This window comes from Salinisphaera sp. S4-8, assembly GCF_040361235.1.
Lineage (GTDB): Bacteria > Pseudomonadota > Gammaproteobacteria > Nevskiales > Salinisphaeraceae > Salinisphaera.
The window spans coordinates 96,949-123,594 of record NZ_APNF01000006.1 but is presented as its reverse complement, the minus strand read 5'-3'; the positions used below and the strand labels follow the sequence as shown (position 1 = coordinate 123,594).

Sequence of the window (26,646 nt, the reverse complement as noted above, 5' to 3'; positions counted from 1 at the left end):
GCCTCAGGCGGTTGGCAACATTCGCAGATGCTCGAGATCACAGCACTTCCGGCTCTGTCCGACAATTATATCTGGGTCGTAAAAAACCCGGGCCAGGATACCGTCGCCATCGTCGACCCGGGCGAAGCAGCGCCCGTGCAGCAATACGTGGCGGAACATGGACTTGCCGTGGGCGCCTATCTGATTACCCACCATCACGGCGATCATGTCGGCGGTCTGGATGCGCTGCTCGCTGAACATCCCGCGCCCGTATACGGCCCGCGCGCCGAAGCGGATCGCATTGCGCAGATCACCGATGCACTGGCTGGCGGCGATCGGTTTCATCTGGAATTTCTGGGTGTGGATTTCGACGTAATCGACGTGCCCGGCCATACGCTCGGGCATATTGCCTACGTCAGCCCCGGCGTGCTGCTCGCCGGCGACGCCCTCTTTCGCGGCGGCTGTGGACGCGTGTTCGAAGGCACACACGCACAGATGCAGGCTTCGCTGGCGCGCCTGCGTGACCTGCCGGAGGCGACCGAAGTCTACGGCGGGCATGAATACACGCAGAAGAATCTCGCGTTTGCACAGACTGTGGAACCCGATAGCCAGACGATCGCGACGGTCATTCGCGAAGTCGACCAGCTCCGGGCCAACGGCCAGCCGACACTGCCCGGCACACTGGCCGAGGAACGCGAAATCAATCCGTTTCTGCGTTGGGACCAACCCGAGGTGATCGCGGCCGCCGAGCGCCGCGCCGGTCGATCGTTGGCCGATGCGGGCGAAATTTTTGCCGTCTTGCGTGAATGGAAGAATGCCTCTTAAGGCGAGTGGCGCGCTTGCCGCGCTAATCGCCGCGACCGCCCTGCTCTCGAGCGGCTGTGCGACGCAGGTGCCGGCGCCGCCGACCAAGCCCGCGCCCACGCCGACGGCCAATCCTGCCCCGAGCCCGGCGGATACGGCGCCCGCAGTGAGCTCGGCGGCCGACGATGTGCAGGTCGACGACGACATCGATGAGGACGCCGAAGACGATCTCGAACTGGCCGGCGCGAATGCCGCCGACTGGCCCGACCCGCAAACCGATCTGTGGTCGCAGATTCGCAACGGCTTCGAACTCGACGGTAATGGCAAGCGTCGTCGCGTACGCCGCTGGACCCAGCAGTATGCGACCCATCAGCGTCATCTCCAGGCATCGCTGGATCGCGCGCGGCCGTTTCTCTGGCATATCGTCCAGCGTATCGACGAGCGTGGCATGCCCACCGAGCTCGCGCTGCTGCCGATCGTGGAGAGCGGCTACGATCCGGCGGCGCGCTCGTATATGGGCGCGAGCGGGCTGTGGCAGTTCATGCCCGGCACCGCCGACCATATGGGCCTGTCGCGCGACTGGTGGTACGACGCGCGTAACGACGTAATCGCCTCCACCGACGCGGCACTGTCGTATCTCGACGACCTGCACAAACGCTATGGCGGCGACTGGCTGCTGGCGCTGGCTGCCTACAATGCCGGGCCCGGTCGCGTGGATGCCGCGCTGGCCCGTGCCCAGCGTGAAGACCCGGATGCCACCTACTGGGATCTTGAGCTGCCGCTGGAAACCACGGAATACGTACCCAAGCTGCTCGCACTGCGCCGGATTATGTTCGCGCCCGAGCGGTTCGGCTTCGACTGGCCGCTGTTGGACAATACCCCGCGTACCCGCGCGGTCGAGCTGCCCAGCCAGACCGAAATCGCGGTCGCCGCGCGCATGCTCGACATGTCGGAACCGGATCTGCGCCGGCTCAATCCGGCGTTGCAGCGCTGGGCGAGCGCGCCGGGCAAAGGCTCCCGCCTGCTCGTGCCCGCCGGCAAGGCCGATGCGTTCAAACGGGCGCTGGCCAACGCCACGCCCGGCATGCTCGTGCAGCGCAGTACGAACAGCTATACCGTGCGTCGTGGCGACGTGCTCGGCACGATCGCAGCGAAATATCATATGAGCGTAGCGGCGCTGCGCCAGGCCAATGGGCTACGTAGCGATCGCATTCGTATTGGCCAGAAACTCACCATCCCGCGGACCGGCGCGCCCGGCGAACCTACGCCCGTGGCAGAACCCGCCCAGACCTACGTGGTCCAGAACGGCGACTCGCTCTGGGAGATCGCACAGCGCTACAACGTCGACGTGGCTGCCATGCGCCGTAACAACCCCGGTGTGCGCACCAATCTGCGCCCCGGCCAGACGCTCACGATTCCCGGCTCGGCGAGCCCGCCGGAGCCGAGCACGCACCTCGTGCGCCGTGGCGACTCGCTTTGGGATATCGCCCGTGCCAACGATGTGACCATCGCCGATCTGCGACGCTGGAACCGGCTCGAGCCCAACACGCGGCTACAGCCGGGTCAGTCAATCGCGATTGACGGCCCCGCGCCGCTACCCGATTTCTACGAGGTCGAGACCGGCGATTCGCTGTGGTCGATCGCAGCCCGTTTTTCGATGCAGGTAGCAACCCTGCGCAGCTTGAACGATATGTCGTCCGGGAGCACCATTCGACCAGGACAGCGACTGCGGCTGCAGCCGGTGTCTTCGAGTTGAACCAGCCCGTACGGCGCGACGCTTAGAGGAGCAGACATGGGATTTCTAGAAGGCAAGAAAGCGCTGATTACGGGCCTGGCCAGCGAGCGCTCGATCGCATATGGCATCGCCCAGGCGATGCGCGAACAGGGTGCGGAAATCGCACTCACCTATCAGGGTGAAAAGCTCAAACCGCGGGTGGAAAAGATGGCCGAGGAACTCGGCGCAACGATCACCCTGCCGCTCGACGTCGCCCAGGACGCGCAGATCGAGGCCTTGTTCACCTCGCTTGGCGAACACTGGTCGCAGATCGATATTCTCGTACACGCGATCGGCTTTGCACCGCGCGAGGCACTCAACGGCAGCTATCTCGATACGCTCACGCGTGAAGCCGCCAGTATCAGCCACGATATCAGCGCCTACAGCTTCGGCGCCCTGGCCAAGGCGGGACGGTCGATGCTTTCGGATCGCGCCTCGCTGATCACCCTCACCTATCTCGGCTCGACCCATGTCATGCCCGGCTACAACATCATGGGCCCGGCCAAGGCCAGCCTCGAGTCGAGCATGCGTTTCATGGCAGCAGAACTGGGTGCCGAGGGCATCCGCGTGAACGCGATTTCGGCCGGCCCGATCAAGACCCTGGCCGCAGCCGGCATCCGCGGTTTCCGCGACATGCTTTCGCATGCCCGCGAGGGTGCGCCGCTGCGCCGTAACGTCACCCAGGAAGAAGTCGGCAATGCGGCAGCGTTTCTCGGCTCCGATCTGGCCTCCGGTATTACCGGCGAAGTGCTATATGTCGATGCCGGTTATCACATCATGGGCGCAACTGCCGGCGCCTGAAACCACCGCCTGGAATCGCGGTTACAAAAAGCGGCCTTCGGGCCGCTTTTTCGTTAGCGGCGCCCGCTTAAGCCCGTGCCAGGGCGCCAATGCAGTCAAATGCCTCGACCCGGCCCAATCAATTACGCCGCTGGCAGGTCTCAAGCAGGCGAGTCGTCCGCAAATGAACGCGAATACACGCGAATACACGCGAATAAGACGACAGACAGATCGCTCGAAGGCCAGGTGGTCCGCTGTTCGTGCCGTTGACTAAAGGCTATCCGCACACGGTCCTCGTCGTTATAGACGGATTTCGGTAGTCGACCGTGTGATGGCTTCGCTCTTCGGGAAATCCGCAGATTTCGCAGATTACACAGATCAAGAAGCGGGCCTCTGCGAGTAGAAATCGGACGACCACAACGTTTTGTCTTCGATATGTGGGATCTGTGTCGATCTGCGGACCCTGCCTTACCGCGAGTGCCATCAAAGCCAAGGTGCCAATGCAGTCGATTACCCGCCCCGTTCAAATCAATAAATCTACGTCATCGGCGTAATCTGCGGATCAATAGCTTCTTGATTGGATAAACCTAGCGGGTTGTCCTCAAGCAGGTAGGTTGGCCGTAAGCGAACGCGAAGGCACGGGAATACAGCAACGGGGCCGAGCCCTCTAAATGCGCGTGGTCGAACGTTCACGCCGCCTGCTGAGCTCTGTACGTAACCAAGACCGCCGCTGTCTGCGGCTGCGATGATTTGCGGACGGTATTTCTTCGCGCACAGGCAGCACACACGTTACACGCTGTCTTGTTACGCCCCGCCCATGCCGTCACGTCGCCCCCCCGCCGGTTACGAGTGGCCCGCATGGCGTCTGAAACAGACTATCGGGCACGAAAAAGCCGCGGCGTTATCGCGCCGCGGCTTTCTTTTGCCCGCCCGCCTAGTTGATACGATCTTCGTTGATTTCGATATCGGTCTGCGTGCGCAGATACTCGCCCAGCACGGCATATTCGAGCCCGGCCATGTACTGGCGTTGCTGACTGGCGAAGCGCTCGCGTGGCGTGCCTGCCTCGTCGGCCGGCGCCTCGCGCAACGCGTCGACCGCGACCAGCGCGATACGCCCGTCCCGCGTCGGCGTGACACGAAAACCCGGACTGTCTTCGCTGGGCTGAGAGATATTGAACGCCGCCTCGAGAATACGCGGATCAATCTGGCGATCGGAGCGCTGGACGAAGCCTTTCTGCTCGAGGGTCGCACCGTCGGCGGCCAGCGTTTGCAGCGGCGTACCCGCCTTGGCCTTTTCCAGCGCGGCATCGGCAGCGTCTTGTGCCTTGGCGCTGGCCTGACGCGCAATCACGCGCTCGCGGATATCGTCCTTGACCTCGGCCAGGGGCCGGCGTGTGGCCGGCTCGTGCTCGCTTACACGCACCACGATCTGACGCTCGGCGCCGAGCTGGATGGGCGTGCTGTTGAGCTTGTCCTTGAGTACCGCATCGGAAAACGCGGCCTTGCGAACGGCATCGTACTGGCCAATGCCCGGGCCCTGGTCGCGGGTGATCCAGTCCGTGGTCTGAATCTTGAGCCCCAGTTCGTCGGCCAGGGTTTTCAGGTCGTTGGGTGCCTCGTAGGCCAGCGATTCGACCCGATCGCTTTTGTCGCTGTAAGCCTGTTGTGCCTGCTGCCCCTGGGCAATGGCTTTGAGTTGCGCCTGGACCTCGGGCTCGTCGAAATCGGCCTCGCTGACCGGCGTGATCTTCGACAGATGCACCAGATACCAGGCGTTGCTCCCCTTGACCGGCGACGAGGTCGTGTCCGGCTTGAGTTCGAATAGCGTGTTTGCGACCGCCTCCGGCAGGTCGGCCGCGGTGGCGCTATCGATCGATTCGTAGTCCACGCCCTCGCCCGCTGCGGCACGGGTTTCGAGATCGCCCTCGGCGGAGGCGAGTTGCTGGATCGTATCGCGTGCCGTATCGGCATTTTGACCAATCGGCACACGGATGAAACCGCCGCTGCGACGCTCGGGCTCGCCGAACTGCTGTTTATTCTGTTCGAATAGTGTACGCAGGGTCTGCTCGTCCGCTTCACCGGCGTCCGCTGCGGCATTACCTCGGTCGAGCGAAACATAGCTGAGCTTGACCCGCTCCGGGCGTTTGAAAGCGTCCGGATGCTCGTCGTAATAGGTCTGGATATCGGCATCGCTGACTTCGATACCGTCGCGATAATTCGCCGGGTCGAAGGCCAGATAGCGCAAACGGCGTTGCTGGTTGGCCAGACGATAGGCCTGGTCGACCTCTGCCGGCGCCGCAAACGCGCTGTCGGTGATCTCGTTACGCAACTGGCGGCTGGTCAGATCCTGACGGAGGCTGGCCTCGTATTGCGCTGGCGCGATGCCGGCCTGGGCGAGCAATGCGCGATAGCGCTGCGGCGAGAACTCGCCGTTTTGCTGAAACTGGGGATTGTTGCGGATCGCACCAAGCAGCGCGGCGTCTGTGATCCGATAGCCGGCCTGCTGCGCGTACTGGTCCATGACTTCGCGATTGATCAGGCCCTCGAGCACGGTTGCGCGCAGGCGCTGCGGATCGAGAATACTGGGGTCGAAATTATCCCCCATCATCTTGCGCAGGCGCTGATAACGCTGCTGATAGGCATTCTCGAGCTGGTTACGCGTGATATCGGTGCCACCGACGTTGGCGACCACCGGGTCCGCAGAGGGGGTGAAATAGGAGCCGATCCCCCAGACACCGAACACCAGGGTAATAACGGCAACGACGACATAGGCCAAGGGGCCACTGGCGTTGTCGCGAATTCTTTGCAGCATGGATCGCGCTCCGGCGGAAAAACTCTAGCTAAGACGCTGACCAAAGCAGGCCTTGACCGCGCTTTTTTCGAAGCCGCCATTGTGCCGTATACGCGCCGCCCTTGGGAGGCCCCACGGCCAATATGGCGCGACGGGCGGCCACGGCCTGTATTGCGCACATAAAAAAGGCCCTCCGCAGAGGGCCTTCGATACGTCCGGGGCGATGTACACATCGCCAAAGACTGGCGGAGCGGACGGGACTCGAACCCGCGACCTCCGGCGTGACAGGCCGGCATTCTAACCAGCTGAACTACCGCTCCGTATACAAGACCGTTCGAACGTTGTGAACGAATACATTCTGTATTCGATGCAATGCCCGATACGGCCGGGAACAAAAAAAGACCCTCAAGGCGAGGGCCTTTGATTTGCCCTAACCGATGTCACCATCGATTGAGACTGGCGGAGCGGACGGGACTCGAACCCGCGACCTCCGGCGTGACAGGCCGGCATTCTAACCAGCTGAACTACCGCTCCGAAACTTTCACTTGGTGGGTGCTGACGGATTCGAACCGCCGACATTCGCCGTGTAAAGGCGACGCTCTACCAACTGAGCTAAGCACCCTCTCCGGCGTGTTCGGTGTAACCGTTCACCCAGCGAAGGCGCGCTAGTTTACAGCGTCTTTCAACGCTTTACCAGCCTTGAAACCAGGAGTTTTGCCGGCGGGAATCGTGATCGACTGACCGGTCTTCGGGTTGCGACCCTGGCGGGCGGCGCGCTCGCGCACGGAGAACACGCCAAAGCCGACCAGCGACACTTTATCGCCTTTCTTCAGGGCGTCGGTCACGGCGTCGATCATGGCGTCCACGGCGCGGGAAGCGTCGGCCTTGGACAGATCGGCATCATCAGCCACCGCGTCGACTAGTTCGGTTTTGTTCATAGCAAATATCCCCTGAGGAATGAAACGAGAATTCGATAAGGCGCCGGCTAAACCGACGCCCCGCAAATACGCCCGATGGCGAACGCATCGCCGACCATGCGCGTTCGCGAAGGCGCTTTCAAACGCCCGGCCGCGAACAATAAGCCGCTGTTATACCAAGCGGCTCTTTGTACCGTCAACAAAGGGTTACACCTCGTTGCGATCTGTTGCCCACAGGCGACTAATGGGCCCGCAGACCCGCCGGATCACTCTTGCCCGGATTGTCGGGTGCCGTACCGTCGTCGGCCAGCGGCTGCGGCTTGCGAGTGAGCGCGATCTCGAGGACTTCGTCGATCTTGCGCACCGGGCGAATATCGAGCCGGTTCTTGATGTTGGCCGGTATCTCCGCGAGATCCTTGGTGTTTTCGTGCGGGATGACGACGATCTTGATACCACCGCGATGCGCGGCCAGGAGTTTCTCCTTGAGCCCGCCAATGGGCAGCACATCGCCTCTGAGCGTGATTTCGCCGGTCATCGCCACGTCCGCGCGTACCGGGATCTGTGTGAGCGCAGAGATCATCGATGTACACATGCCGATGCCCGCGCTCGGCCCATCCTTGGGGGTTGCGCCTTCGGGTACGTGCACATGCAGATCCGATTTCTGCATGAAGTCGCGCTCGATCCCCAGCGCCGCTGCGCGCGAACGAATCACGGTCAGCGCGGCCTGGATGGATTCCTGCATCACGTCACCCAGCGAGCCGGTATGCAGCGGCTTGCCCTTGCCGGGCACGGCGGCCGACTCGATGGACAGCAGTTCGCCACCGACTTCGGTCCAGGCAAGACCGGTCACCTGGCCCACGCGGTCGTTTTCCTCCGCGCGGCCGTAACGGAACTTGGGCACGCCCAGATACTTGTCGAGGTTGCGCTTGGATACCTGCACCGAGCCGTCTTTTTCGTGGCTGATGAGTTCCTTGACGACCTTGCGACAGATCTTGCTGATATCGCGTTCGAGATTACGCACGCCGGCTTCACGCGTATAGCGACGAATGACGTCGGTCAGCGCGTTGTCGGAAATGGTCAGTTCCTCGTCCTCGAGGCCATTTTCCTTCATCGCCTTGGGCACCAGATAGCGCTCGGCGATATTGACCTTTTCATCCTCGGTATAGCCCGAAAGACGAATGACCTCCATACGATCGAGCAAGGCCGGCGGGATATTGAGCGTATTCGCGGTACACACGAACATCACCTGCGACAGGTCGTAGTCGACCTCGAGATAGTGGTCGCCAAAGGTGTTGTTCTGTTCCGGGTCGAGCACTTCCAGCAAAGCCGAAGCCGGGTCGCCGCGGAAGTCCTGGGCCATCTTGTCGACTTCGTCGAGCAGAAACAGCGGGTTGCGCACGCCGACCTTGGCCATGTTCTGGATGATCTTGCCCGGCAGCGAGCCGATATAGGTGCGCCGATGACCGCGGATCTCGGCCTCGTCGCGTACCCCGCCCAGACTCATGCGCACGAATTCGCGATTCGTCGCCTTGGCGATCGAACGGCCCAGCGAGGTCTTGCCCACGCCCGGCGGGCCGACCAGGCACAGAATCGGGCCCTTGATCTTCTTTACGCGGCTCTGCACCGCGAGGTTTTCGATGATGCGCTCCTTGACGCGCTCCAGACCGTAGTGGTCCGCGTCGAGCGTTTCCTGCGCGGTCTTGAGGTCGATCTTGGTCTTGGAGCGCTTCTTCCACGGCACATCGACGAGCCAGTCGAGATAGTTGCGCACGACCGTGGCCTCGGCCGACATCGGCGACATGCTCTTGAGTTTGTTGAACTCGGTGGTGGCCTTTTTCTTGACCTCCTTGGGCATGCCGACCTTCTCGATCTTCTCTTCGAGTTCGTCGAGATCGTTCGGCGCGTCGTCGATTTCACCCAGTTCCTTCTGGATGGCCTTCATCTGCTCGTTGAGATAGTACTCGCGCTGGCTGCGCTCCATCTGCTGCTTCACGCGGCCGCGGATCTTCTTTTCGATCTGCAGGACCTCGATCTCGGCATCGGTCTTGGCCACGATGTGCTCGAGACGCGCCTGGGCGTCCGCGATTTCGAGCACGTCCTGGCGCTCCTCGAGTTTGAGGTTGAGATGCGCGGCGATGGTATCGGCCAGCCGCCCGATCGAGTCCATGCTCGACAGCGAGGGCAGCAACTCGGCCGGCACCTTCTTGTTGAGCTTCACATAGGATTCGAACGTAGAAATCGCCGAGCGCATGAGCGCATCGGCTTCGGCGCTGTCGTCGGCATCGTCGTCGATGACGTCCCAGCTGGCCATGAGGCTGCCATCGGCTTCATGCAGATCGTGCAGACGGGCGCGATCCGCGCCTTCGACGAGCACCTTGACCGTGCCGTCGGGCAGTTTGAGCAGCTGCAGGATGGACGCAAGTGTGCCGACTTCGTAAATATCGTCGGCGCCCGGATCGTCGATATCCGCCGAGCGCTGGGCGACCAGCAGGATTTTCTTGTCTTCGGCCATCGCTGCTTCGAGCGCGGTGATCGACTTCTCGCGCCCGACAAACAGCGGAATCGCCATATGAGGAAAGACGACGACGTCCCGTAGCGGCAGAACAGGTACCAGGGTGTTGTCCGTCATTGGACCCTCGCTTAAAAAGCGGCCGGCATGATGCCGGCCACTGTGTATTTAACTATTAAGAATGCGGCTGACCGTACCGTTTTCAATCGGCACGGCGACCAACCGCACAGCCGCCGACGGCGCATTGCACGCCGTGCTCGCAGCTTCAGGCGCCAGCGCGCGTCGCGTCGGCGTTTTCATAGACGATATACGGCTGGGCATCGCCCTTCACCACCGCCTCGTCGACCACGACCTTGGAAACATTCTCCATGGCCGGCAGCTCGTACATGACATCGAGCAGAATCGACTCGAGAATCGTACGCAGACCACGCGCGCCGGTCTTGCGCTCCATGGCGCGGTGGGCGATCGCCCGCAGTGCGTCTTCGCGCAGTTCCAGCTCGCAGTCTTCCATCTCGAAGAGCTTCGCATACTGCTTGGTCAACGCGTTCTTGGGCTCACGCAGAATCGAGATCAACGCCGTTTCATCCAGCTCTTCGAGCGTGGCGATCACCGGCAGACGGCCGACGAATTCCGGAATCAGGCCGTACTTGACCAGATCCTCGGGTTCGACGGTGGCCAGCATCGCTCCCAGCGAGCGCTGGTCGTCCTGGCCCTTGACCTCGGCCGAGAAACCGATCCCGGAACGGCCTTCGCGCGTCTGAATCGTCTTGTCCAGCCCGGCAAACGCGCCGCCGACGATGAACAGAATGCCGCTTGTGTCGACCTGCAGGAATTCCTGCTGCGGGTGTTTGCGCCCGCCCTGCGGCGGCACCGAAGCCGTGGTGCCCTCGATGAGCTTGAGCAGCGCCTGCTGTACGCCCTCACCCGAGACATCACGCGTGATCGAGGGGTTTTCCGACTTACGCGAAATCTTGTCGATTTCGTCGATATAAACAATGCCGCGCTGAGCCTTGTCGACATCGTAATCGCATTTCTGCAGGAGCTTCTGAATGATGTTTTCCACGTCCTCGCCGACATAGCCGGCTTCGGTAAGCGTGGTGGCATCGGCGATTGCGAACGGTACATCCAGCAGACGCGCGAGCGTTTCGGCCAGCAGCGTCTTGCCGCAGCCGGTCGGGCCAATCATCAGAATGTTGGACTTCTGCAGTTCGACTTCGCCCTCGCCGGTTTCGGCATTCAGGCGCTTGTAGTGGTTGTACACCGCTACGGCCAGAATCTTCTTGGCCGACTCCTGGCCAATCACGTAATCGTCGAGCACGCGCTTGATTTCCTGCGGGCTGGGCAGGCCTTTCTTGGCCGGCTTGCTCGCGAGTTCCTCACGCATGATGTCGTTGCACAGATCCACGCACTCGTCGCAGATGAATACCGACGGACCGGCGATCAGCTTGCGGACCTCGTGCTCGCTCTTGCCACAGAACGAGCAATAGAGGGTACGCCCGGAGTTGGAATTCGAGCCGCCGTTGCTGTTGGAGTCTTCCGCCATGTTCTTAGGACCTCTTCAGTCTGGGCCTGCCATACGCCCTGTATGGCACACCGGGTAAACGCTTGTCACGGAATTTACATCCGCGGGCGTGCAAGCGCTTACTTGTTCTTATCGGCAGCCTGGGCCGAAAGTGCTGCACGCGAACTCAGCACATCGTCGATCACACCGTATTCCGTGGCGTCCTTCGCACTCATGAAGAAATCGCGCTCGGTGTCCTGCTTGATCTTGTCCAGCGGCTGACCGGTATGGTGAGCGAGCACCTCATTGAGCCGCTCGCGCGCATGCAGGATCTCGCGGGCATGGATTTCGATATCCGTGGCCTGACCCTGAAAGCCGCCCAGCGGCTGGTGGATCATCACCCGCGAATTCGGCAACGCATAGCGTTTGCCCTGCGCCCCACCGGCGAGCAATACCGCGCCCATGCTGGCTGCCTGGCCCAGGCACATCGTGGCCACGTCAGGCTTGATGAACTGCATGGTGTCGTAAATCGACATCCCGGCCGTAATCACGCCGCCCGGCGAGTTGATATACAGCTGAATATCCTTGTCCGGGTTGTCGGACTCCAGGAACAGCAGCTGGGCGACGATGAGGTTGGCCATATGGTCGTCGACCGGGCCCACGCAGAAAATCACGCGCTCCTTGAGCAAACGCGAGTAGATATCGAACGAGCGCTCGCCGCGGGCGGTCTGTTCGATGACCATCGGAATCAGCCCCAGATTCTGGGGCTGCATGTTGTCGTTATGTTCTGACATAGACTTTGGCTTTCCTTGCCAGGTCAGGGTTGTCGAGGCCCGGCCTCGATCAGCCGTTCTGACGCTGGGCGTTGAGTAGTTCGTCGAGCTCGGTCTCTTTTTCAGTCACAGTCGCGCCTTCGAGCAGCGTATCGACCACCTGCTCTTCCATGACCATCGCCTGCAGGCCCTGCATGAGCTGCGGGTTCTGCTGGTAATAGGCCTTGACCTGTTCGGCCTGATCGCCGTAGCCGGCCGCGACCTCTTCCATCTTCTGGGAGACGCGCTCCTGATCGAGCTCGATCTCTTTTTCGGAGATGATCTCGGCGATCAGCAGACCCAGGGCCACGCGACGTTCGGCGTTTTCACGCAGTACTTCGTCGGGCAGCAGCTTCTTGGCCTGTTCTTCGTCACCCTGCATTTCGCGCGGCATGCGCTGCAAGGCTTCCTTGCGCATGCGATCGATTTCCTGGGCCACCATCGACTCGGGCACTTCGATCGGGTTGGCGGCATGTACGCCGTCCATGACCTGGGTCTTCACACTGGTATCGACCGCGTGCTTGGCTTCCTGCTCCAGCGATTCGCGCACCTTGTCCTTGAGCGCATCGACGCCGCCTTCCTCGATACCCATCTGCTTGAGGAATTCGTCGTCGATCTCGGGCAGCTTGGCTTCCTTGACGGCCTTGACGGTGACATCGAAAGTCGCCGTCTTGCCGGCCAGATCCTTGGCGCCGTAGTCCTCGGGGAAGGACACATCCACGTCGAACTGCTCGTCGGCCTTGCGGCCCACCAGCGCGCGCTCCAGATCGGGCAGGAACTGCTGCTCGCCGATATTGACTTCGATATCGTTGCCGGTGCCGCCTTCAAAGGCTTCGCCGTCGATACGACCGACATAATCGACGACCACCTGGTCGCCGTCCTGCGACTCGCGATCGACCGCTTCGTAGGTCTTGTTCTGTTCGCGAATGCGATCGATGGTCTTGTCGATATCGGCATCGGTGACTTCGACCACCGGCTTTTCCACGGTCAGGCCGTCGAGACCGGTGAGTTCGATTTCCGGATACACATCGAAACTGGCGGTGAACTCGAGCGGGCCGTCTTCGTTGACTTCGCCGAGCTCGATCTGCGGCTGGCCGGCCGGCTTGAGCTCGGCTTTTTCAATCGCTTCCGGATAGACGCTCTGGATCAGTTCACCGGCGGCTTCCTGGCGCGCCTGGGCGCCGTAGCGCTGATACAGCACCTTCAGCGGCACCTTGCCCGGTCGAAAACCCGGAATCTTGGCGTGCTGACCGACGCGCTTGACCTTGGCGTCGACCGCTTCGCTGACCCGCTCGGCCGGGATCTGAACCTTGAGGCGACGGGCCAGCCCACCGGGATTCTCAACAGAAACGTCCATTAACTACCTCTATCCAATCGTCTGGTATGTACAGCGCCGCCGGATTGCGGGCGCTGCTGCGAATATTGACCCACGAGTATATCAAGGCTGGCCAGCCCGCTCGTGAAACCGCGCGTATCCGTTATTTCTCGCGTGCCGGCGGCGCCATGAATTCGGGGCCCACCGGGTCGACCACGTTCCGATCAACGATCTCCTTGATCTGCTGCCGGGCCGCCTCATCCAGCTGCCAGCCCCAGACGTTATCGACCGCCTCGAGCTGCTCGGGCTTGCGAGCGCCCCAGAGTGCGACGCTGTTCGGATACTGATCAAGCACCCAGCGAATAGCCAGATCAAGCACCTGCTTGCCATAGTTATCCTGGGCGAACTGCTCCAGCTCGTTGACCGCCGCCAGATACTGGTCGAAGCGCGGCTGCTGGAACTTGGGATCGTTGTTGCGAAGATCGTCGCCGGGGAATTCGCGGTCGGCATGCATGCGACCGGACAGCAGACCCCGGCAGAGCGCGCCGTAGGCAAGCAGACGCGTGTCGTGCTCACGCGCCCACGGCAGAACGTCTTCGTCGATCTGGCGTTCGAACAGGTTGTAGGGATTCTGTACCACGTCGATCGTGGTCACTTCGCTGAACGCGTCCAGCTGCTCGGGGGTAAAGTTGGACACACCCACGGCCCGAATCTTGCCCTGCTCGCGCAGGGTGGCCATCGCGCTCGCCGTTTCATACATATCGACGTTCGGATCCGGCCAGTGAATCTGCAGCAGATCGATATAGTCGGTATCCAGACGACGCAGCGAATCGTCGGCCTCCTTGAGGATGCGATTCTTGGTGGCGTTGCGCGCCACCCGCTCTTTGGCATCCCATTCGAGCGCGCATTTGGTGGCCAGCGTCACCTTGTCGCGCAGGCCGCCCTGTTTGACCGCCTTGCCGACAATCTCCTCGGAACGGCCAAAACCGTACACCGGCGCGGTATCGATAAGCGTAATGCCGTGGTCGGGCGCGCTCTGGATGGTGCGGATGGATTCGGCTTCATCGGTGCCGCCCCACATCCAGCCACCAATAGCCCAGGTGCCCAGACCAATGCGCGATGCGACAACGCCGTTGCCGTTCAGATCGAGTGTTTCCATGGACGCAGCTCTTGTCCTTTCGGATGTACAGCCATGGAAATGGGTGCGCTGGGCCGGCATTCAACAGCCATCGGCGCTCGATATGTACGCGAAGACGATATCGGGTAAGCGGCTCGAGCCATGCGGCGCAAGACAGTGCGGAAAGCACGGCGAAGCCGTCAGGAAAAATTGGTGGGCCGTGAAAGATTCGAACTTTCAACCAATTGATTAAGAGTCAACTGCTCTACCGTTGAGCTAACGGCCCATCCGTGACCCGGCGCTGCCGGCATCCTTTCGCGATCAGGCGATCGCGCGACGCCATGATAAGCGTCGATACTGCCTTCGCCAACCTGCCATGACAGGAATGGGGTGGACGATGGGACTCGAACCCACGACGACCGGAATCACAATCCGGGGCTCTACCAACTGAGCTACGCCCACCATCGAAAGCAACCTGCGCCACACCCCGCCAAAGCGAAGCCTGCTCGGCGCAGGCGGCGTATTCTAGTCATGTTCGGGCCGCGATGCTACCCCTGCATCGCCAATCAACGCATTTGTTACCCAACCGGCCGTTTTTCCCGACCCGGCGCCGAGGCGTTACGGATCTGGAACCCAGTTATTCGCCGGCTACGCTGCGCGCACCCGTCGAACCATGCTTGTCCATTTGTCGCTGGTTCGAATGACGAGTCGAATAGGCCATTGGTATAGGCCGCGCTGCGGCGGCCTATACCAATGGCGCGCCCGGCTGGATTATTCGCCGGCTGAAGCCGGCTCACCCTTCGGGCCAGTGCGGCTGGCGCCGCCCTGTTCGGATGCGCTGCGCGCATCCGTCGAACCATGCTTGTTTATTTGTCGCTGGTTCGAATGGCGAGTCGAATAGGCCATTGGTATAGGCCGCGCTGCGGCGGCCTATACCAATGGCGCGCCCGGCTGGATTCGAACCAGCGACCGACGGCTTAGAAGGCCGTTGCTCTATCCCCTGAGCTACGGGCGCAAAAAAGTGACCGTTTGCAAGCGGTGGATTAGGAATGGTCGGGGCAGCAGGATTTGAACCTGCGACCACCTGCTCCCAAAGCAGGTGCGCTACCAGACTGCGCCATACCCCGATTGTCTTTCCAAGCTTTCACAAAAGCGGCCGACACAATACCGCATTTTCGCACCTGCTCTGCGAGCAGTCTGTTACTAAGCTCAGCTTGCGCTTCGCTAAGTAACCCGGCCTCGAAACATGCGTTCCTCGGCGTTGGTCGTATACGACCAACCCCAAAGCAGGTGCGCTACCAGACTGCGCCATACCCCGATTGTCTTTCCAAGCTTTCGCAAAAGCGGCCGACACAATACCGCATTTTCGCACCTGCTCTGCGAGCAGTCTGTTACTGAGCTCAGCTTGCGCTTCGCCAAGTACCCCCGCCTCGAAACGTTCGTTTCTCGGCGTTGCAAATGCGATGCGCTTGCGGCCGGCGCGGCGAATTCTATCTGGTCGCCGCCCGGCATGCGAGCATCGCCTGCAGATGGCTGGATTCGCCCAGCCAAATTGTGGCCCTTCGCGGAGCGTGCGAAAATCCGCGCACTTTTCCCAACCGCCTTGATGCCCATGGCCGCCCGCCTTATCGACGGCAAGCAGATCGCCCAGGATTTTCGTCATGCCGTACGCGATGCGGTGCAACAACGCCTTGCGCGCGGACAGCGCGCCCCCGGGCTCGCCGTCATTCTGGTCGGCAGCGATCCCGCCTCGAAGATTTATGTCGGCAAGAAGATCGAAGCCTGCCAGCAGGCGGGACTTGTTTCGCAGGCCGTCTATCCCGACGCCGACATCTCGCAGGCCGAGCTGCTCAAGCTGATCGACCGCTTCAATGACGACGATACGATCGACGGCGTGCTCGTGCAGCTGCCGTTGCCGGCGCATATCGATGCGACCAAGGTCATCGAGCGGGTACGGCCGGACAAGGATGTTGACGGCTTTCACCCCTACAACGTCGGCCGGCTCGCCCAGCGCGTGCCGCAACTGCGTGCCTGCACACCGCTGGGTATCGTACGGCTACTGGAATCCGTCGAGGAGCCCTTTCGCGGCCGCCAGGCCGTGGTCGTGGGCGCGTCCAATATCGTAGGCCGACCGATGGCGCTCGAATTCCTGCTCAAGGGGGCGACCACCACTGTCTGCCATCGTTTTACCCGTGATCTCGAATACGAAGTCGGTCAAGCCGAGATTCTGGTGGTCGGCGTGGGCAAGCCGGGCCTGATCAAGGGCGAATGGATCCGCGAAGGCGCAACCGTGATCGATGTGGGCATGAACCGCCTGGATTCCGGCAAGCTCGTGGGCGATGTCGAATTCGAAGCCGCCGCCGAGCGCGCGGCATGGATTACGCCCGTACCCGGCGGCGTCGGCCCCATGACCGTCGCCATGCTCATGAGCAACACCCTGCGCGCGGCCGAGCTGCGTGAGCAGGCTACGGCCGAGGGTTAACGCGCGGGTTCAACCGCGGCGCCAGAGTGTTCCCTGGGGGCCGTCTTCGAGCACAATGCCCTGACCGGTGAGTTCATCGCGGATTTCATCGGCACGCGCAAAATCCTTATCCGCGCGGGCCTGGCGACGTTGCGCGAGCATGGCCTCGATCGTATCCGCGCTCAACCCGTCGTCGCCGGCCTGGCCCTGCAGGAACGCCTGGGGTAATTGTTCGAGCAGGCCAATACGGGAGGCCAACCCGGCCAACCGCGCGCTGATCGCACCGGCAGCCTGCGCGTCTTCGCCTTTCAGGCGCTGGCACTCACGCGCCATTTCGAACAACACCGCAATCGCCGCCGGCGTATTCAGATCATCGGCCATCGCGTCGGTGAAACGTGTTTCGAACGCATCGGCGGCCGCGTTTGCCCCGTCCACCGGCGCCACATCGCGCAAGGCGGTATAAAGCCGCGACAACGCACTGGTGGCAGCGTCCATGGCATCGGCGTTATAGGCCAGCGGACTCCGATAATGCGTGGCCAGCACGAAATAGCGCACGGTTTCGGCGTCGTACCGGGCGAGCACATCGCGAATGGTCAGGAAGTTGCCGAGCGATTTCGACATCTTTTCGTCGTCGACGGTCACGAAGCCGTTATGCATCCAGGTGGTGACATAGCGCTGGCCGGTCGCCGCCTCGCTCTGGGCAATCTCGTTTTCATGGTGCGGGAACTGAAGATCCAGGCCGCCGCCGTGGATATCGAAACTCGCCCCCAGGCAATGCGTGGACATCGCCGAGCATTCGATATGCCAGCCGGGCCGGCCCTGGCCCCAGGGCGAATCCCAGCTCGGCTCGTCGGGTTTGGCTGCTTTCCAGAGCACGAAATCCAGCGGATCGGTCTTGGCTTCGTTGACTGCGATCCGCGCACCGGCACGCAGGTCGGCCATGCGCCGGCCCGACAGCGCGCCATAGTTTTCGAACGTGCTCACGTCGTAATACACATCGCCGTTATCGCTGGCATAGGCCGCGCCGTTTTCGATCAGGCGCTCGATCATGGCGATGATCTGGGCAACGTGGCCGGTCGCGGTGGGCTCCGCGGTGGGCGCGGTCAGCCCCAGCGCGGCTTCGTCTTCGCGCATGGCCTGGGTGAAGCGTGCGGCGATCGCATCGGGCGTATCCCCGGTTTCATTTGCGCGGTTGATGATCTTGTCGTCGATATCGGTGACATTGCGCACGTAAGTCACCCGCCACCCCATCGCGCGCAGATAGCGCACGAACATATCGAACACGATCATTACCCGCGCGTGGCCAAGATGGCAGTAGTCATAGGCCGTTACGCCGCAAACATAAAGTCGTACATGACCCGGCTCGAGGGTTTCGAGAGGCTGGCGCTGGCCGCTGAGGCTGTCGTGCAGTTCGATCATGGGGCGAAAACGTCGCTGTTGGGACACGAGGCAAGCGCCACAGTCTACCGACTCGCGCAAGTCATGCCGTATATCAACGGCGACCGTCGCGCCGCGATCGCCGATTTCACGATGGGCAAGGCGCGATCGGCGCGCGGGGTGGGAGAACACCATCGGGGCTGGCCGCCCGAAGACCAAAAATGGCGCGAACGTCGCCACTTCGCGACTGGAAATCCGCCTCGTTCTCGGCGTGCCAGGACGTCTGTGTCGCCAAACCACGCGTATTCAACGGCCGGCCGGGCCTGTTTGGTTTATCCGCTGCAGGCTCCTACTATAGACTTATGAAAACGGTAATCGCGATCGTGGTGATTGGCGTAGCCGGCGTGCTTGCCGCGCTCGCGCTCGACCCCTATCGCGATATCGGCTGTCTCGCCACGCGCGCGGTGGATGCGGTGCGCGAACAACACGCAGGTTGGCAGTGCCTGCATTATGCCGCGGCCCGCGATGATGTCAGCGCCATTAACGCGGCACTCGACAACGGGCTGTCGGCGAACCTGCGCACCCCGCGCGGCCAGACCCCACTGAATATCGCCGCCGAATATGGCAGCCTCGCCGCCGTGCGTACGCTTATCCGGCACCACGCCGAGCTGGAAGCGCGCGACGGACGCAATGGCTTTACCGCCCTGCATTGGGCCGCCGAGGCCTATCACCCGGCTATTGCCCGCGCCCTGATCGCCGCGGGCGCGAACGCCGATGCCGCCAACAAATGGGAACAAACACCACTCTGGGTATCCGCCTGGCAACCGGAACAGGGCAACACGGAAATTGCGCATATCCTGGTGGCCGCCGGCGCCGACCCCCGGCGCACGGATCACGAGCACAATACGCCGCTGATCATGGCCGCACGTTCCGGTCATCAACCCATGATCGGCTATCTGCTCGATCTGGGCGCGGATATTGAAGCCCGTAACGATCACGGGCGCACCGCCCTGTTCCAGGCCGTGGTCGGTGGCCATAGCGATGCCGTCCGCCTGTTGCTGGCCCGCGGTGCCGACCCCGAGGCGGCTGCCGCGGGCGTTGCACCACTGGCCTACGCGCTGAATCACGACGAGCCGGCTATCGCCGACCTGCTGGTGGCCAACGGCGCGAATGGCTATCAGCGCTATGCAGCCGACGCGGCGATCAAACGCGGGCGGACGGCATTTTCCGAAGCCCGTTTCGATGACGCCATCGACGAGTTCAGCGCGGCCATCGCGCTGCGACCCAAAGCCGCCCAGGCCTACTATCGCCGCGGCCTGGCCCTGGCCGCGCGCGGCCAGCGTGATCAGGCCGAACTCGACTACCGCCAGGCCCATGCCCTGGCCCCCGAGTCCGCTGCGATACAGGAAGCCCTGGCCCGTCTTTATGTCGACGACGGGCGCTACCAGCGCGCGATCAACGCGCTTGAGCCCTTGCTCGCAAACCAGCCCGACAATCCAAGAGCGCTGTTTCTGCTCGGCGAGAGCCGCAGCGGACTGGGCGAGTCCGACCAGGCCAGCGGCTATTTCGATCGCGCCTGTACACTGGGTTTTCAGCCCGCCTGCGGCCGCTATTGAGCGCGCCCGAAAGCGGCGGCTCTGCGCTGCGCACTTCGACTACTAAGTCAGGCGTCAAGCCCAGGGAAACTAAGCAAAATGGTCCCAGCCGCGGGTATCTTCGACGTCCCACGGACGTCCCTCGCCATCGACGACGCGCAGCCCGGCTTCAGCCTCGACGCGGCCAATTACCGTCAACGGACAATCGAGCGCGGCGCGGGCGCTGTCGAGCGCACTGTCGGCGAGCGTGATGCATAGCTCGTAGTCGTCGCCACCGGCGAATTGCAGCCGGCGCTGGTGATCGCGATCGCATGCACGCGCCAGCGCCGACGAGGCCGGCAATGCGTCGATATTCACGCAGGCGCCGACACCGCTCGCGTTCAGGATATGGCCGAGATCGGCCGCCAGCCCGTCGGAGACATCGATCGCCGCGCTGGCCAGGCCACGCAACGCCCACCCCGTGCGCCAGCTCGGGCGGGTCAGACGCGCGATACATGCCTGCTGATCCTGGCTCGCGCTGGCACGCGCGTCCCAGCACTGCAGACCATAGGCCGCATCGCCGAGCGTACCGGTGACCGCGATCAAATCCCCCACACGCGCACCGCTGCGGCGCAGCGCCGCCGATGGTGGCACGCAGCCGATCGCGGTAATCGTAAGCGCGAGTTCACCGCGGGTGGTGTCCCCGCCGATGATGTCCACCGAAGCACCGCCAATAGCAGCCAGTGCGCCGTCAAGCAATGCATCGCACCAGTCGGCATCGAGTTCGGGCGCGGCGAGCGCGATCGTTACCCATGCGGGCGCTGCACCCATCGCCGCGAGATCCGACAAGTTGACCGCAAGCGCCTTGTAGCCGATATCGAACGCGGTCGTATCGTTTGGAAAATGGCGCCCGGCAATGAGCGTGTCGGTAGTGATGGCCAGTTCCTGGCCTGGCGGTGGCGCGATCAGAGCGGCGTCATCGCCGATGCCCAGCCGCGTATCAGCCCGGTGCGGGTTCAGGCGCTGCGCCAGCCGGTCGACAAGCGCGAATTCGCGCATGAAGGCGTTACTTGCGCGCCTGGATCTCGCTGGCTCGCAGCGAGCGCGCGGTCGCATCCAGCACGCCGTTGATGAAGCGATGCCCATCGGTCGCGCCAAAGGTCTTGGCGAGGTTCGTGGCCTCGTTGATGATAGCCGCAAACGGAATCTCGACACGATCGCGCAATTCGAAGGTGGCCAGCAGCAGAATCGCGTATTCCACCGGGTCCAGCTGCACCGCCGGCCGGCTCAGATACGGGTCGAAGGCCGCTTCCAGCGCACTGACGTCGTAGACCACACCGCGCAGCAGTGTTTCGAAATACTCGCGATCGAGTTCGCGCAGCCGCCCCGCCTGGGCGAATTGCAGGATCAGATCGCCGAGATCGGTACCGCTCATGCGCCATTGGTAGATCGCCTGCACCGCCGCCATGCGCGCGCGAATGCGTGCGCCGCCGGGCACGCGCGCGGGCGTCGGCAGCTCGTCCTGATCCGGGCCGTCGGTTTCCTGGGATTCGTATTGAACCTGGTCGTCGTTGATGATCACGTCGGTGCTCTTTTCGCGCTATTCGCCGATCATGCGCAGCAGTGATGCCATTTCGACCACCGCGCTGGCCGCCTCTGCGCCCTTGTTGTGATCTTCGTCGGGCTGGGCGCGCGCATCGGCCTGTTCGGCATTGTCGGCGGTGATCACGCCAAAACCCACCGGCACACCGTATTCGAGCGCGGTCGCCGACAGACCCTTGGCACACTCGCCCGCAACGAAATCGAAATGCGGGGTTTCGCCGCGAATCACTGCCCCGAGGGCGATAATGCCGTCGTAATCCTCGCCGTCGGCGAGCCGGTCGACCGCCAGCGGCAATTCGAACGCGCCGGGCACGCGCACGAGGGTGATATCGCTGTCGTCCACGCCGCAGTCGTTGAGGACGTCGAGCGCGCCGTCGACCAGTCGATCGACGATATCGTCGTTCCAGCGAGTACACACGATGGCGATACGCAAACCGTCGCCGTCGAATTCTCCTTGAATGCTGCGCATGATGGCCGCCCTTTTGATTCCGATCGATATTATCGCACGACGCCCGCGATTTATTGCGTGTCGTGCTTACCCTGAACGTATTCGACGACTTCGAGGCCGAAGCCGGAAATCCCCTGCAGGCGCATCGGTGCCGATAGTACGCGCATCCGACGCACGCCCAGATCGGTAAGAATCTGGGCGCCCACGCCGTAGGTCCGCAGGATACGGCTTTCGTCGCCCGCACCGTCCGGCGCCTGCGATGGTGCGTTGCCTTCGACGATGCGAATACGCTCAATCAGCTCACGCGCGGTTTCCGGCTTGCGCAGGATCACGACCACGCCACAGCCCTCTTCGGCCACGCGCGCGAGCGTGTCGCGCAGCGGCCAGCCGAAATCGCCGTGGCGCACGCCCAGCATGTCGGCGAGCGTATTGCGTACATGCACCCGCACCAGCGTCGGCGTCTCAGCATCGATTTCGCCGCGCACCATCGCGAAATGCAGCACCTTGTCGACTTCGTCTTCGAAGGAATACAGCGTGAACGGGCCGAATTCGGTCTCGACCTTGGACTCGGTCACCCGTACCACGGTGCGTTCGTTCTCGATGCGATACCGGATCAGATCGGCAATCGTGCCCAGCTTGATATCGTGCTCGGCAGCAAACTGCTCGAGATCCGGCAGGCGCGCCATGGTGCCGTCTTCGTTGAGAATCTCGACGATCACCGATGCCGGCTCCAGGCCGGCCAGCCGGGCGAGATCGCAGCCGGCTTCGGTATGACCGGCGCGCGCGAGCGTGCCGCCCGGCTGCGACATCAACGGAAAGATATGCCCTGGCTGGACCAGATCCGACGGCTGCGCGTCGCGCTTAACTGCCGCACGCACCGTCTGGGCGCGGTCGTGGGCGGAAATACCGGTGGTCACGCCCTCGGCGGCTTCGATCGATAACGTGAAATTGGTCGACTGGGCCTCGTCGCTGGCTGCGACCATCAACGGCAGATGCAGCTGGCGACAACGCTCGCGGGTAAGCGTCAGACAGATCAGTCCACGACCGTAGCGCGCCATGAAGTTGATGTCTTCGGGACGTACGCATTCGGCGGCCATGATCAGGTCGCCTTCATTCTCGCGATTGGCGTCGTCGAGCATGATCACCATGCGCCCGTTGCGCATGTCGTCCACGACCTCTTCGATCGGGCTGATGGCCATAGCGGATTCCTTTGAAAACAGGGGATACGAACGCCGAAGCGGGCATGCATACGCATGCCGCGGCGCAGTCTACCACCGCGGGACAGGGATTCAGTCGGTCGCGATCAGTCGCGCCAGATAGCGCGCGATGACATCGATTTCCAGATTCACACGATCGCCCACGGCACGCTCGCCGAGCGTGGTATGCGACATCGTATGCGGCACGATATTGACGCCGAAACGATCGCCTTCGACCTCGTTGACGGTCAGGCTGATGCCGTCCACGCACACCGAGCCTTTGGGGGCAAAAAAGCGTGCGAGATGCGACGGCACCGAAAACGTCAGTCGCCAGGAGCGGGCATCCTGCTCCCGCGCTTCGAGCACGCCGAAGCCATCCACATGACCGGACACCAGATGCCCGCCCAGCGGCTCGCCCGCGCGCAGCGCGCCTTCCAGGTTGACCGCGCTACCCACGTCCAGCGCGCCGAGCGTGGTCAGCGACAAGGTTTCCTGCGAGACGTCGGCAGCGAAGGTGCTTCCGTCCAGCTCGACCGCGGTCAGGCACACGCCGGATACGGCAATACTGTCGCCGATCGCAACCGTGCCGAGATCGGTATCGCCGGCGTCGATGACGATACGCGTATCGCCACCGCGCGCTTCCAGTGCTGCGACACGGCCGAAACCCTTGATGATGCCGGTAAACATGGTCAGTCCTTTTGCATGGCGGCCGGGCGCGCGGTAATACGCCAGTCCGCGCCGACCGGTTCGACGGTATCGATGGCCAGCTGACGCGCATCGGCGATCGAGCCGATCCGGGGCATGTGCAGCAGGCCGCGCCCGCCATCGCCCAACAGCTTGGGCGCCATATAGATTACATATTCGTCCACCAACCCGGCCTCGGCCAGCGCACCGGCCAGCTGGGGCCCGGATTCGACCAGCACGTCGTTGATCTCGCGTTGACCGAGATTGGCCAGGACCGCGTCCAGATCGACACGATCGTCGTGGGTATCGATGGATACCACCTGCGCCCCGGCCTGTTCCAGCGCATCGATGCGCGCGCGATCGCCGCTGGCGGTATAGACGAGCACCCCGGCCGCCGTTTCGAACAGCCGGGCGCTGGCCGACATCGCCAGATGGGTATCGAGCACCACCGCCAGCGGCTGTGGCCATTCGCCCTTGAGACGAACATTCAGTCCCGGGTCGTCGGCCTGCTGGGTACCGCGCCCGACCATGACCGCGCCGCTTTCCGCGCGTAGCCGATGCACATCGTCGCGGGCGACATCGCCGGTAATCCACTGGCTGCTGCCATCGGCCGCCGCCGTACGTCCATCGAGACTCATTGCCAGCTTTACACGCACGCGTGGCCTGCCTTCGCGCATGCGTTTTTCGAACCCTGGATTGAGCGCGCGGCAACGATCGGCCACCACATCGGCGATCACCTCGATACCGGCATCGCGCAGGCGGGCTATGCCCTGCCCGTTGACCTTAGGGTTCGGATCGGTGGCGCCGACGATCACCTGAGCCGCACCCGCGCCGATCAGCGCATCCACACAGGGCGCGGTACGCCCGGTATGGCTGCAGGGTTCGAGGGTGACATAGACGGTGGCACCCCGGGCGTTATCGCCACGGCGTTCGACATCCGCGAGTGCGGCTTTTTCGGCATGGTCTTCGCCCGCACGTTCATGCCAGCCTTCGCCGATCACGGTTTCGCCGCGCACGATCACACAGCCCACACGCGGATTCGGGCGGGTGGTGTACCAGCCGCGCCGCGCCAGCTCGATCGCGCGCTGCATGAAGTAGGCATGCACCGCTTGTCGCACGGGCGTTGTGCTCATCGCTGGCCGGACTCCTCGCCGGCGGCACTGTCGATCAGCGATAGCTGACCGCTACGCCGGCCGGGCGTGGCTTCCAGGCGCTCGATTTCTTCGCGAAAAGCCTGCACATCCTCGAAACGCCGGTAGACCGAGGCAAAACGCACGAAGGCGACCTGATCGAGTTCGCGCAGCTCTTCCATCACCCATTCGCCGAGCTGGCGCGAAGCGACCTCGCGCTCGGCGTCGGTACGCAGGCGCTGCAAAATATGGCTGATCGCGGTATCGATCGCCTCCGCCGCCACAGGTCGCTTGTAGAGTGCGCGGGTAATGCCCTGACGCAGCTTGGCCTCGTCGAACGGTTCGGGCGTGCCGTCGTTCTTGACGATACGCGGCAACACCAGTTCGGCCGTTTCGAAGGTGGTGAAACGCGCGCCGCAGGCCGGGCATTCACGCCGACGACGCACCTGGCTGCCTTCCGCGGCCAGGCGCGAGTCGACCACGCGCGTTGCGCGCTCATCGCAGAACGGACACTGCATGCACGGCTTCCCTGTTCGCTATTCCCGGCTCAGGCGGCGCCGCGTGCGGCCTGGCGATATACCGGGTAACGCGCACACAGTTCATTGACCTGCTTGCGCACCCGGTCGGCCTCGCTGGCGATATCGCCGTCGTTGGCCAGGGCGTCGAGCACGTCGCAAATCCAGGTCGCAACCTGGCGCACATCATCTTCGTTGAAGCCCCGGGTGGTCGCCGCGGGCGTGCCGATACGCAGCCCGGACGTCACGAACGGCGAGCGCGGATCGTTGGGCACGGCGTTCTTGTTCGCGGTGATATGCGCCTTGCCGAGCCATTCCTCGGCGTCCTTGCCGGTAATATCCTGCTTGACTAGGCTCACCAGCATCAGATGATTGTCGGTGCCGCCGGATACCACGTGATAGCCGCGATCGATAAAGATCTGCGCCATCGCCTGGGCGTTGGCCACGATCTCGCGCGCATAGGTTTCGAAATCGCTTTCCAGTGCTTCCTTGAAGGCCACGGCCTTGGCCGCGATCACATGCATGAGCGGCCCGCCCTGCGTGCCCGGAAAAACCGCGCTGTTGAGCTTCTTGTAGAGTTTTTCGTCGCCGGCGGCCGACAGGATCAGCCCGCCGCGCGGCCCGCGCAACGTCTTGTGCGTGGTCGTGGTCACGACATGGGCATGCGGCAACGGGCTGGGGTATTGGCCGGTCGCCACGAGCCCCGCGACATGGGCCATGTCGACCAGCAGCCAGGCGCCGACCGAGTCGGCGATCTGACGCATGCGCGCCCAGTCGATACGACGCGAGTAGGCCGAAAAGCCGCCGATCAGCATCTTCGGCTTGTGTTCATCGGCCAGACGCTGAATTTCGTCGTAGTCCAGCTCGCCGGTTTCCGGGTCGAGCCCGTACTGCACGGCGTTGTAATTCTTGCCCGAGAAATTAGGCGCCGCGCCATGGGTGAGATGGCCACCCGCATCCAGGCTCATGCCGAGAATGGTGTCGCCCGGTTTGACCAAGGCGAGATAGACCGCCGCGTTCGCCTGCGCGCCGGAGTGCGGCTGCACGTTGGCGAAATCGCAGTCAAAGAGCTTGCAGGCGCGATCGATAGCCAACTGCTCGGCGACATCCACGTATTCGCAGCCGCCATAGAAACGCTTGCCGGGATAGCCTTCCGCGTACTTGTTGGTCAGCAGGCTGCCCTGGGCCTGCATTACGCGCGGGCTGGTGTAGTTCTCGGAGGCGATCAGCTCGATGTGGTCTTCCTGACGCTGATCCTCGTCGGCCATGGCCGCGGCCAGTTCCGGGTCGAATTCGGCGATGCACTGGGCAGAATCAAACATGTTCGAATGCTCGGGTTGAAGTACGAAAAAAGCACAGC

Annotated in this window: 21 protein-coding genes and 7 tRNA genes; 5 read left to right on the top strand and 23 right to left on the bottom strand. The window is 62.8% G+C overall.

The features are described 5' to 3' along the window. Positions 1-27: 27 nt before the first annotated feature. Genes gloB through S4A8_RS10835 form a run of 3 tightly spaced genes read left to right on the top strand, consistent with a single transcriptional unit; the run spans position 28 to position 3,358 of the window. Positions 28-804, top strand: coding sequence for a hydroxyacylglutathione hydrolase (gloB, locus tag S4A8_RS10845; RefSeq protein WP_353220157.1), 777 nt, complete (start codon positions 28-30; stop codon positions 802-804). Continuing rightward, positions 794-2,539, top strand: a complete 1,746-nt coding sequence (locus S4A8_RS10840; RefSeq protein ID WP_353220156.1) for a LysM peptidoglycan-binding domain-containing protein — start codon at positions 794-796, stop codon at positions 2,537-2,539. Before gloB ends, S4A8_RS10840 begins: the two co-directional genes overlap by 11 nt. A gap of 36 nt (positions 2,540-2,575) precedes the next feature. Beyond that, positions 2,576-3,358, top strand: coding sequence for an enoyl-ACP reductase FabI (locus S4A8_RS10835; RefSeq protein WP_353176023.1), 783 nt, complete (start codon positions 2,576-2,578; stop codon positions 3,356-3,358). Between the two features lie 913 nt (positions 3,359-4,271). Here S4A8_RS10835 and S4A8_RS10830 read toward each other — a convergent pair. The 14 genes from S4A8_RS10830 to S4A8_RS10765 form a co-directional block, all read right to left on the bottom strand. After that, positions 4,272-6,149 (bottom strand): SurA N-terminal domain-containing protein, encoded by a 1,878-nt coding sequence (locus tag S4A8_RS10830; RefSeq protein WP_353220155.1) that lies wholly within the window; start codon positions 6,147-6,149, stop codon positions 4,272-4,274. A 222-nt stretch (positions 6,150-6,371) separates the two neighbouring features. After that, positions 6,372-6,448 (bottom strand) — tRNA-Asp (locus S4A8_RS10825). A gap of 137 nt (positions 6,449-6,585) precedes the next feature. Next, positions 6,586-6,662 (bottom strand) — tRNA-Asp (locus tag S4A8_RS10820). Between the two features lie 12 nt (positions 6,663-6,674). Further along, positions 6,675-6,750: transfer RNA gene (locus S4A8_RS10815), tRNA-Val, on the bottom strand. A 43-nt stretch (positions 6,751-6,793) separates the two neighbouring features. Then, positions 6,794-7,066, bottom strand: a complete 273-nt coding sequence (hbs, locus tag S4A8_RS10810) for a non-specific DNA-binding protein Hbs (RefSeq protein WP_006915476.1) — start codon at positions 7,064-7,066, stop codon at positions 6,794-6,796. A 220-nt stretch (positions 7,067-7,286) separates the two neighbouring features. Then, the gene (gene lon / locus S4A8_RS10805; RefSeq protein WP_353176029.1) at positions 7,287-9,674 is read right to left on the bottom strand and encodes an endopeptidase La; all 2,388 of its coding nucleotides are present in this window, start codon (positions 9,672-9,674) and stop codon (positions 7,287-7,289) included. A gap of 145 nt (positions 9,675-9,819) precedes the next feature. Continuing rightward, the gene (clpX, locus tag S4A8_RS10800) at positions 9,820-11,097 is read right to left on the bottom strand and encodes an ATP-dependent Clp protease ATP-binding subunit ClpX (RefSeq protein WP_353176030.1); all 1,278 of its coding nucleotides are present in this window, start codon (positions 11,095-11,097) and stop codon (positions 9,820-9,822) included. A gap of 98 nt (positions 11,098-11,195) precedes the next feature. Continuing rightward, a complete protein-coding gene (gene clpP, locus S4A8_RS10795) occupies positions 11,196-11,849 on the bottom strand; it encodes an ATP-dependent Clp endopeptidase proteolytic subunit ClpP (RefSeq protein ID WP_353176032.1) in 654 nt (217 codons plus the stop codon). Positions 11,850-11,898: 49 nt separating this feature from the next. Continuing rightward, positions 11,899-13,224, bottom strand: a complete 1,326-nt coding sequence (tig, locus tag S4A8_RS10790) for a trigger factor (RefSeq protein WP_353220154.1) — start codon at positions 13,222-13,224, stop codon at positions 11,899-11,901. 121 nt (positions 13,225-13,345) lie between these two features. Then, positions 13,346-14,341 (bottom strand): aldo/keto reductase, encoded by a 996-nt coding sequence (locus S4A8_RS10785; RefSeq protein WP_353220153.1) that lies wholly within the window; start codon positions 14,339-14,341, stop codon positions 13,346-13,348. A gap of 169 nt (positions 14,342-14,510) precedes the next feature. Then, positions 14,511-14,585, bottom strand: a tRNA-Lys gene (locus S4A8_RS10780). 100 nt (positions 14,586-14,685) lie between these two features. Next, positions 14,686-14,761 (bottom strand) — tRNA-His (locus S4A8_RS10775). Between the two features lie 477 nt (positions 14,762-15,238). Beyond that, a tRNA-Arg gene (locus S4A8_RS10770) sits at positions 15,239-15,314 on the bottom strand. 35 nt (positions 15,315-15,349) lie between these two features. Further along, a tRNA-Pro gene (locus S4A8_RS10765) sits at positions 15,350-15,426 on the bottom strand. A gap of 485 nt (positions 15,427-15,911) precedes the next feature. On the opposite strand from S4A8_RS10765, the gene folD reads away from it, so the two are divergent. Further along, the gene (gene folD, locus S4A8_RS10760) at positions 15,912-16,781 is read left to right on the top strand and encodes a bifunctional methylenetetrahydrofolate dehydrogenase/methenyltetrahydrofolate cyclohydrolase FolD (protein ID WP_353220152.1); all 870 of its coding nucleotides are present in this window, start codon (positions 15,912-15,914) and stop codon (positions 16,779-16,781) included. Positions 16,782-16,790: 9 nt separating this feature from the next. Here the strand turns inward: folD and cysS are convergent, their stop codons facing one another. After that, the gene (gene cysS, locus S4A8_RS10755; RefSeq protein WP_353220151.1) at positions 16,791-18,179 is read right to left on the bottom strand and encodes a cysteine--tRNA ligase; all 1,389 of its coding nucleotides are present in this window, start codon (positions 18,177-18,179) and stop codon (positions 16,791-16,793) included. A 320-nt stretch (positions 18,180-18,499) separates the two neighbouring features. Between cysS and S4A8_RS10750 the strand changes: the two genes are divergently transcribed. Beyond that, positions 18,500-19,753, top strand: coding sequence for an ankyrin repeat domain-containing protein (locus S4A8_RS10750; RefSeq protein ID WP_353220150.1), 1,254 nt, complete (start codon positions 18,500-18,502; stop codon positions 19,751-19,753). Between the two features lie 69 nt (positions 19,754-19,822). On the opposite strand, the gene thiL is transcribed toward S4A8_RS10750, so the two are convergent. The 8 genes from thiL to glyA all read right to left on the bottom strand — a co-directional run bounded on the left by thiL (position 19,823) and on the right by glyA (position 26,608). Then, entirely contained in the window at positions 19,823-20,770 is a 948-nt protein-coding gene (gene thiL, locus S4A8_RS10745) for a thiamine-phosphate kinase (protein ID WP_353220149.1), read from the bottom strand. A 7-nt stretch (positions 20,771-20,777) separates the two neighbouring features. Further along, the gene (gene nusB, locus S4A8_RS10740) at positions 20,778-21,293 is read right to left on the bottom strand and encodes a transcription antitermination factor NusB (RefSeq protein ID WP_353220148.1); all 516 of its coding nucleotides are present in this window, start codon (positions 21,291-21,293) and stop codon (positions 20,778-20,780) included. Between the two features lie 18 nt (positions 21,294-21,311). Then, positions 21,312-21,782 (bottom strand): 6,7-dimethyl-8-ribityllumazine synthase, encoded by a 471-nt coding sequence (gene ribH / locus S4A8_RS10735; RefSeq protein WP_353220147.1) that lies wholly within the window; start codon positions 21,780-21,782, stop codon positions 21,312-21,314. Positions 21,783-21,832: 50 nt separating this feature from the next. Then, positions 21,833-22,960: a bifunctional 3,4-dihydroxy-2-butanone-4-phosphate synthase/GTP cyclohydrolase II gene (gene ribBA, locus S4A8_RS10730; protein WP_353220146.1), complete on the bottom strand. Its 1,128-nt coding sequence runs from the start codon at positions 22,958-22,960 to the stop codon at positions 21,833-21,835. Positions 22,961-23,050: 90 nt separating this feature from the next. Continuing rightward, entirely contained in the window at positions 23,051-23,644 is a 594-nt protein-coding gene (locus S4A8_RS10725) for a riboflavin synthase (protein WP_353220145.1), read from the bottom strand. 2 nt (positions 23,645-23,646) lie between these two features. After that, the gene (gene ribD, locus S4A8_RS10720) at positions 23,647-24,774 is read right to left on the bottom strand and encodes a bifunctional diaminohydroxyphosphoribosylaminopyrimidine deaminase/5-amino-6-(5-phosphoribosylamino)uracil reductase RibD (RefSeq protein ID WP_353220144.1); all 1,128 of its coding nucleotides are present in this window, start codon (positions 24,772-24,774) and stop codon (positions 23,647-23,649) included. Further along, positions 24,771-25,289, bottom strand: a complete 519-nt coding sequence (nrdR, locus tag S4A8_RS10715) for a transcriptional regulator NrdR (protein ID WP_353220143.1) — start codon at positions 25,287-25,289, stop codon at positions 24,771-24,773. The genes ribD and nrdR overlap by 4 nt, the downstream gene beginning before the upstream one ends. Before the next feature lie 29 nt (positions 25,290-25,318). Beyond that, positions 25,319-26,608, bottom strand: a complete 1,290-nt coding sequence (glyA, locus tag S4A8_RS10710) for a serine hydroxymethyltransferase (protein WP_353220142.1) — start codon at positions 26,606-26,608, stop codon at positions 25,319-25,321. Between the last annotated feature and the right edge of the window lie 38 nt (positions 26,609-26,646).

Coding starts and splice junctions, on each gene's coding strand:
- gloB (WP_353220157.1), top strand. CDS start 28: ATGCTCGAGATCACAGCACTTCCGGCTCTGTCCGACAATTATATCTGG.
- S4A8_RS10840 (WP_353220156.1), top strand. CDS start 794: ATGCCTCTTAAGGCGAGTGGCGCGCTTGCCGCGCTAATCGCCGCGACC.
- S4A8_RS10835 (WP_353176023.1), top strand. CDS start 2,576: ATGGGATTTCTAGAAGGCAAGAAAGCGCTGATTACGGGCCTGGCCAGC.
- S4A8_RS10830 (WP_353220155.1), bottom strand. CDS start 6,149: ATGCTGCAAAGAATTCGCGACAACGCCAGTGGCCCCTTGGCCTATGTC.
- hbs (WP_006915476.1), bottom strand. CDS start 7,066: ATGAACAAAACCGAACTAGTCGACGCGGTGGCTGATGATGCCGATCTG.
- lon (WP_353176029.1), bottom strand. CDS start 9,674: ATGACGGACAACACCCTGGTACCTGTTCTGCCGCTACGGGACGTCGTC.
- clpX (WP_353176030.1), bottom strand. CDS start 11,097: ATGGCGGAAGACTCCAACAGCAACGGCGGCTCGAATTCCAACTCCGGG.
- clpP (WP_353176032.1), bottom strand. CDS start 11,849: ATGTCAGAACATAACGACAACATGCAGCCCCAGAATCTGGGGCTGATT.
- tig (WP_353220154.1), bottom strand. CDS start 13,224: ATGGACGTTTCTGTTGAGAATCCCGGTGGGCTGGCCCGTCGCCTCAAG.
- S4A8_RS10785 (WP_353220153.1), bottom strand. CDS start 14,341: ATGGAAACACTCGATCTGAACGGCAACGGCGTTGTCGCATCGCGCATT.
- folD (WP_353220152.1), top strand. CDS start 15,912: ATGGCCGCCCGCCTTATCGACGGCAAGCAGATCGCCCAGGATTTTCGT.
- cysS (WP_353220151.1), bottom strand. CDS start 18,179: ATGATCGAACTGCACGACAGCCTCAGCGGCCAGCGCCAGCCTCTCGAA.
- S4A8_RS10750 (WP_353220150.1), top strand. CDS start 18,500: ATGAAAACGGTAATCGCGATCGTGGTGATTGGCGTAGCCGGCGTGCTT.
- thiL (WP_353220149.1), bottom strand. CDS start 20,770: ATGCGCGAATTCGCGCTTGTCGACCGGCTGGCGCAGCGCCTGAACCCG.
- ribH (WP_353220147.1), bottom strand. CDS start 21,782: ATGCGCAGCATTCAAGGAGAATTCGACGGCGACGGTTTGCGTATCGCC.
- ribBA (WP_353220146.1), bottom strand. CDS start 22,960: ATGGCCATCAGCCCGATCGAAGAGGTCGTGGACGACATGCGCAACGGG.
- S4A8_RS10725 (WP_353220145.1), bottom strand. CDS start 23,644: ATGTTTACCGGCATCATCAAGGGTTTCGGCCGTGTCGCAGCACTGGAA.
- ribD (WP_353220144.1), bottom strand. CDS start 24,774: ATGAGCACAACGCCCGTGCGACAAGCGGTGCATGCCTACTTCATGCAG.
- nrdR (WP_353220143.1), bottom strand. CDS start 25,289: ATGCAGTGTCCGTTCTGCGATGAGCGCGCAACGCGCGTGGTCGACTCG.
- glyA (WP_353220142.1), bottom strand. CDS start 26,608: ATGTTTGATTCTGCCCAGTGCATCGCCGAATTCGACCCGGAACTGGCC.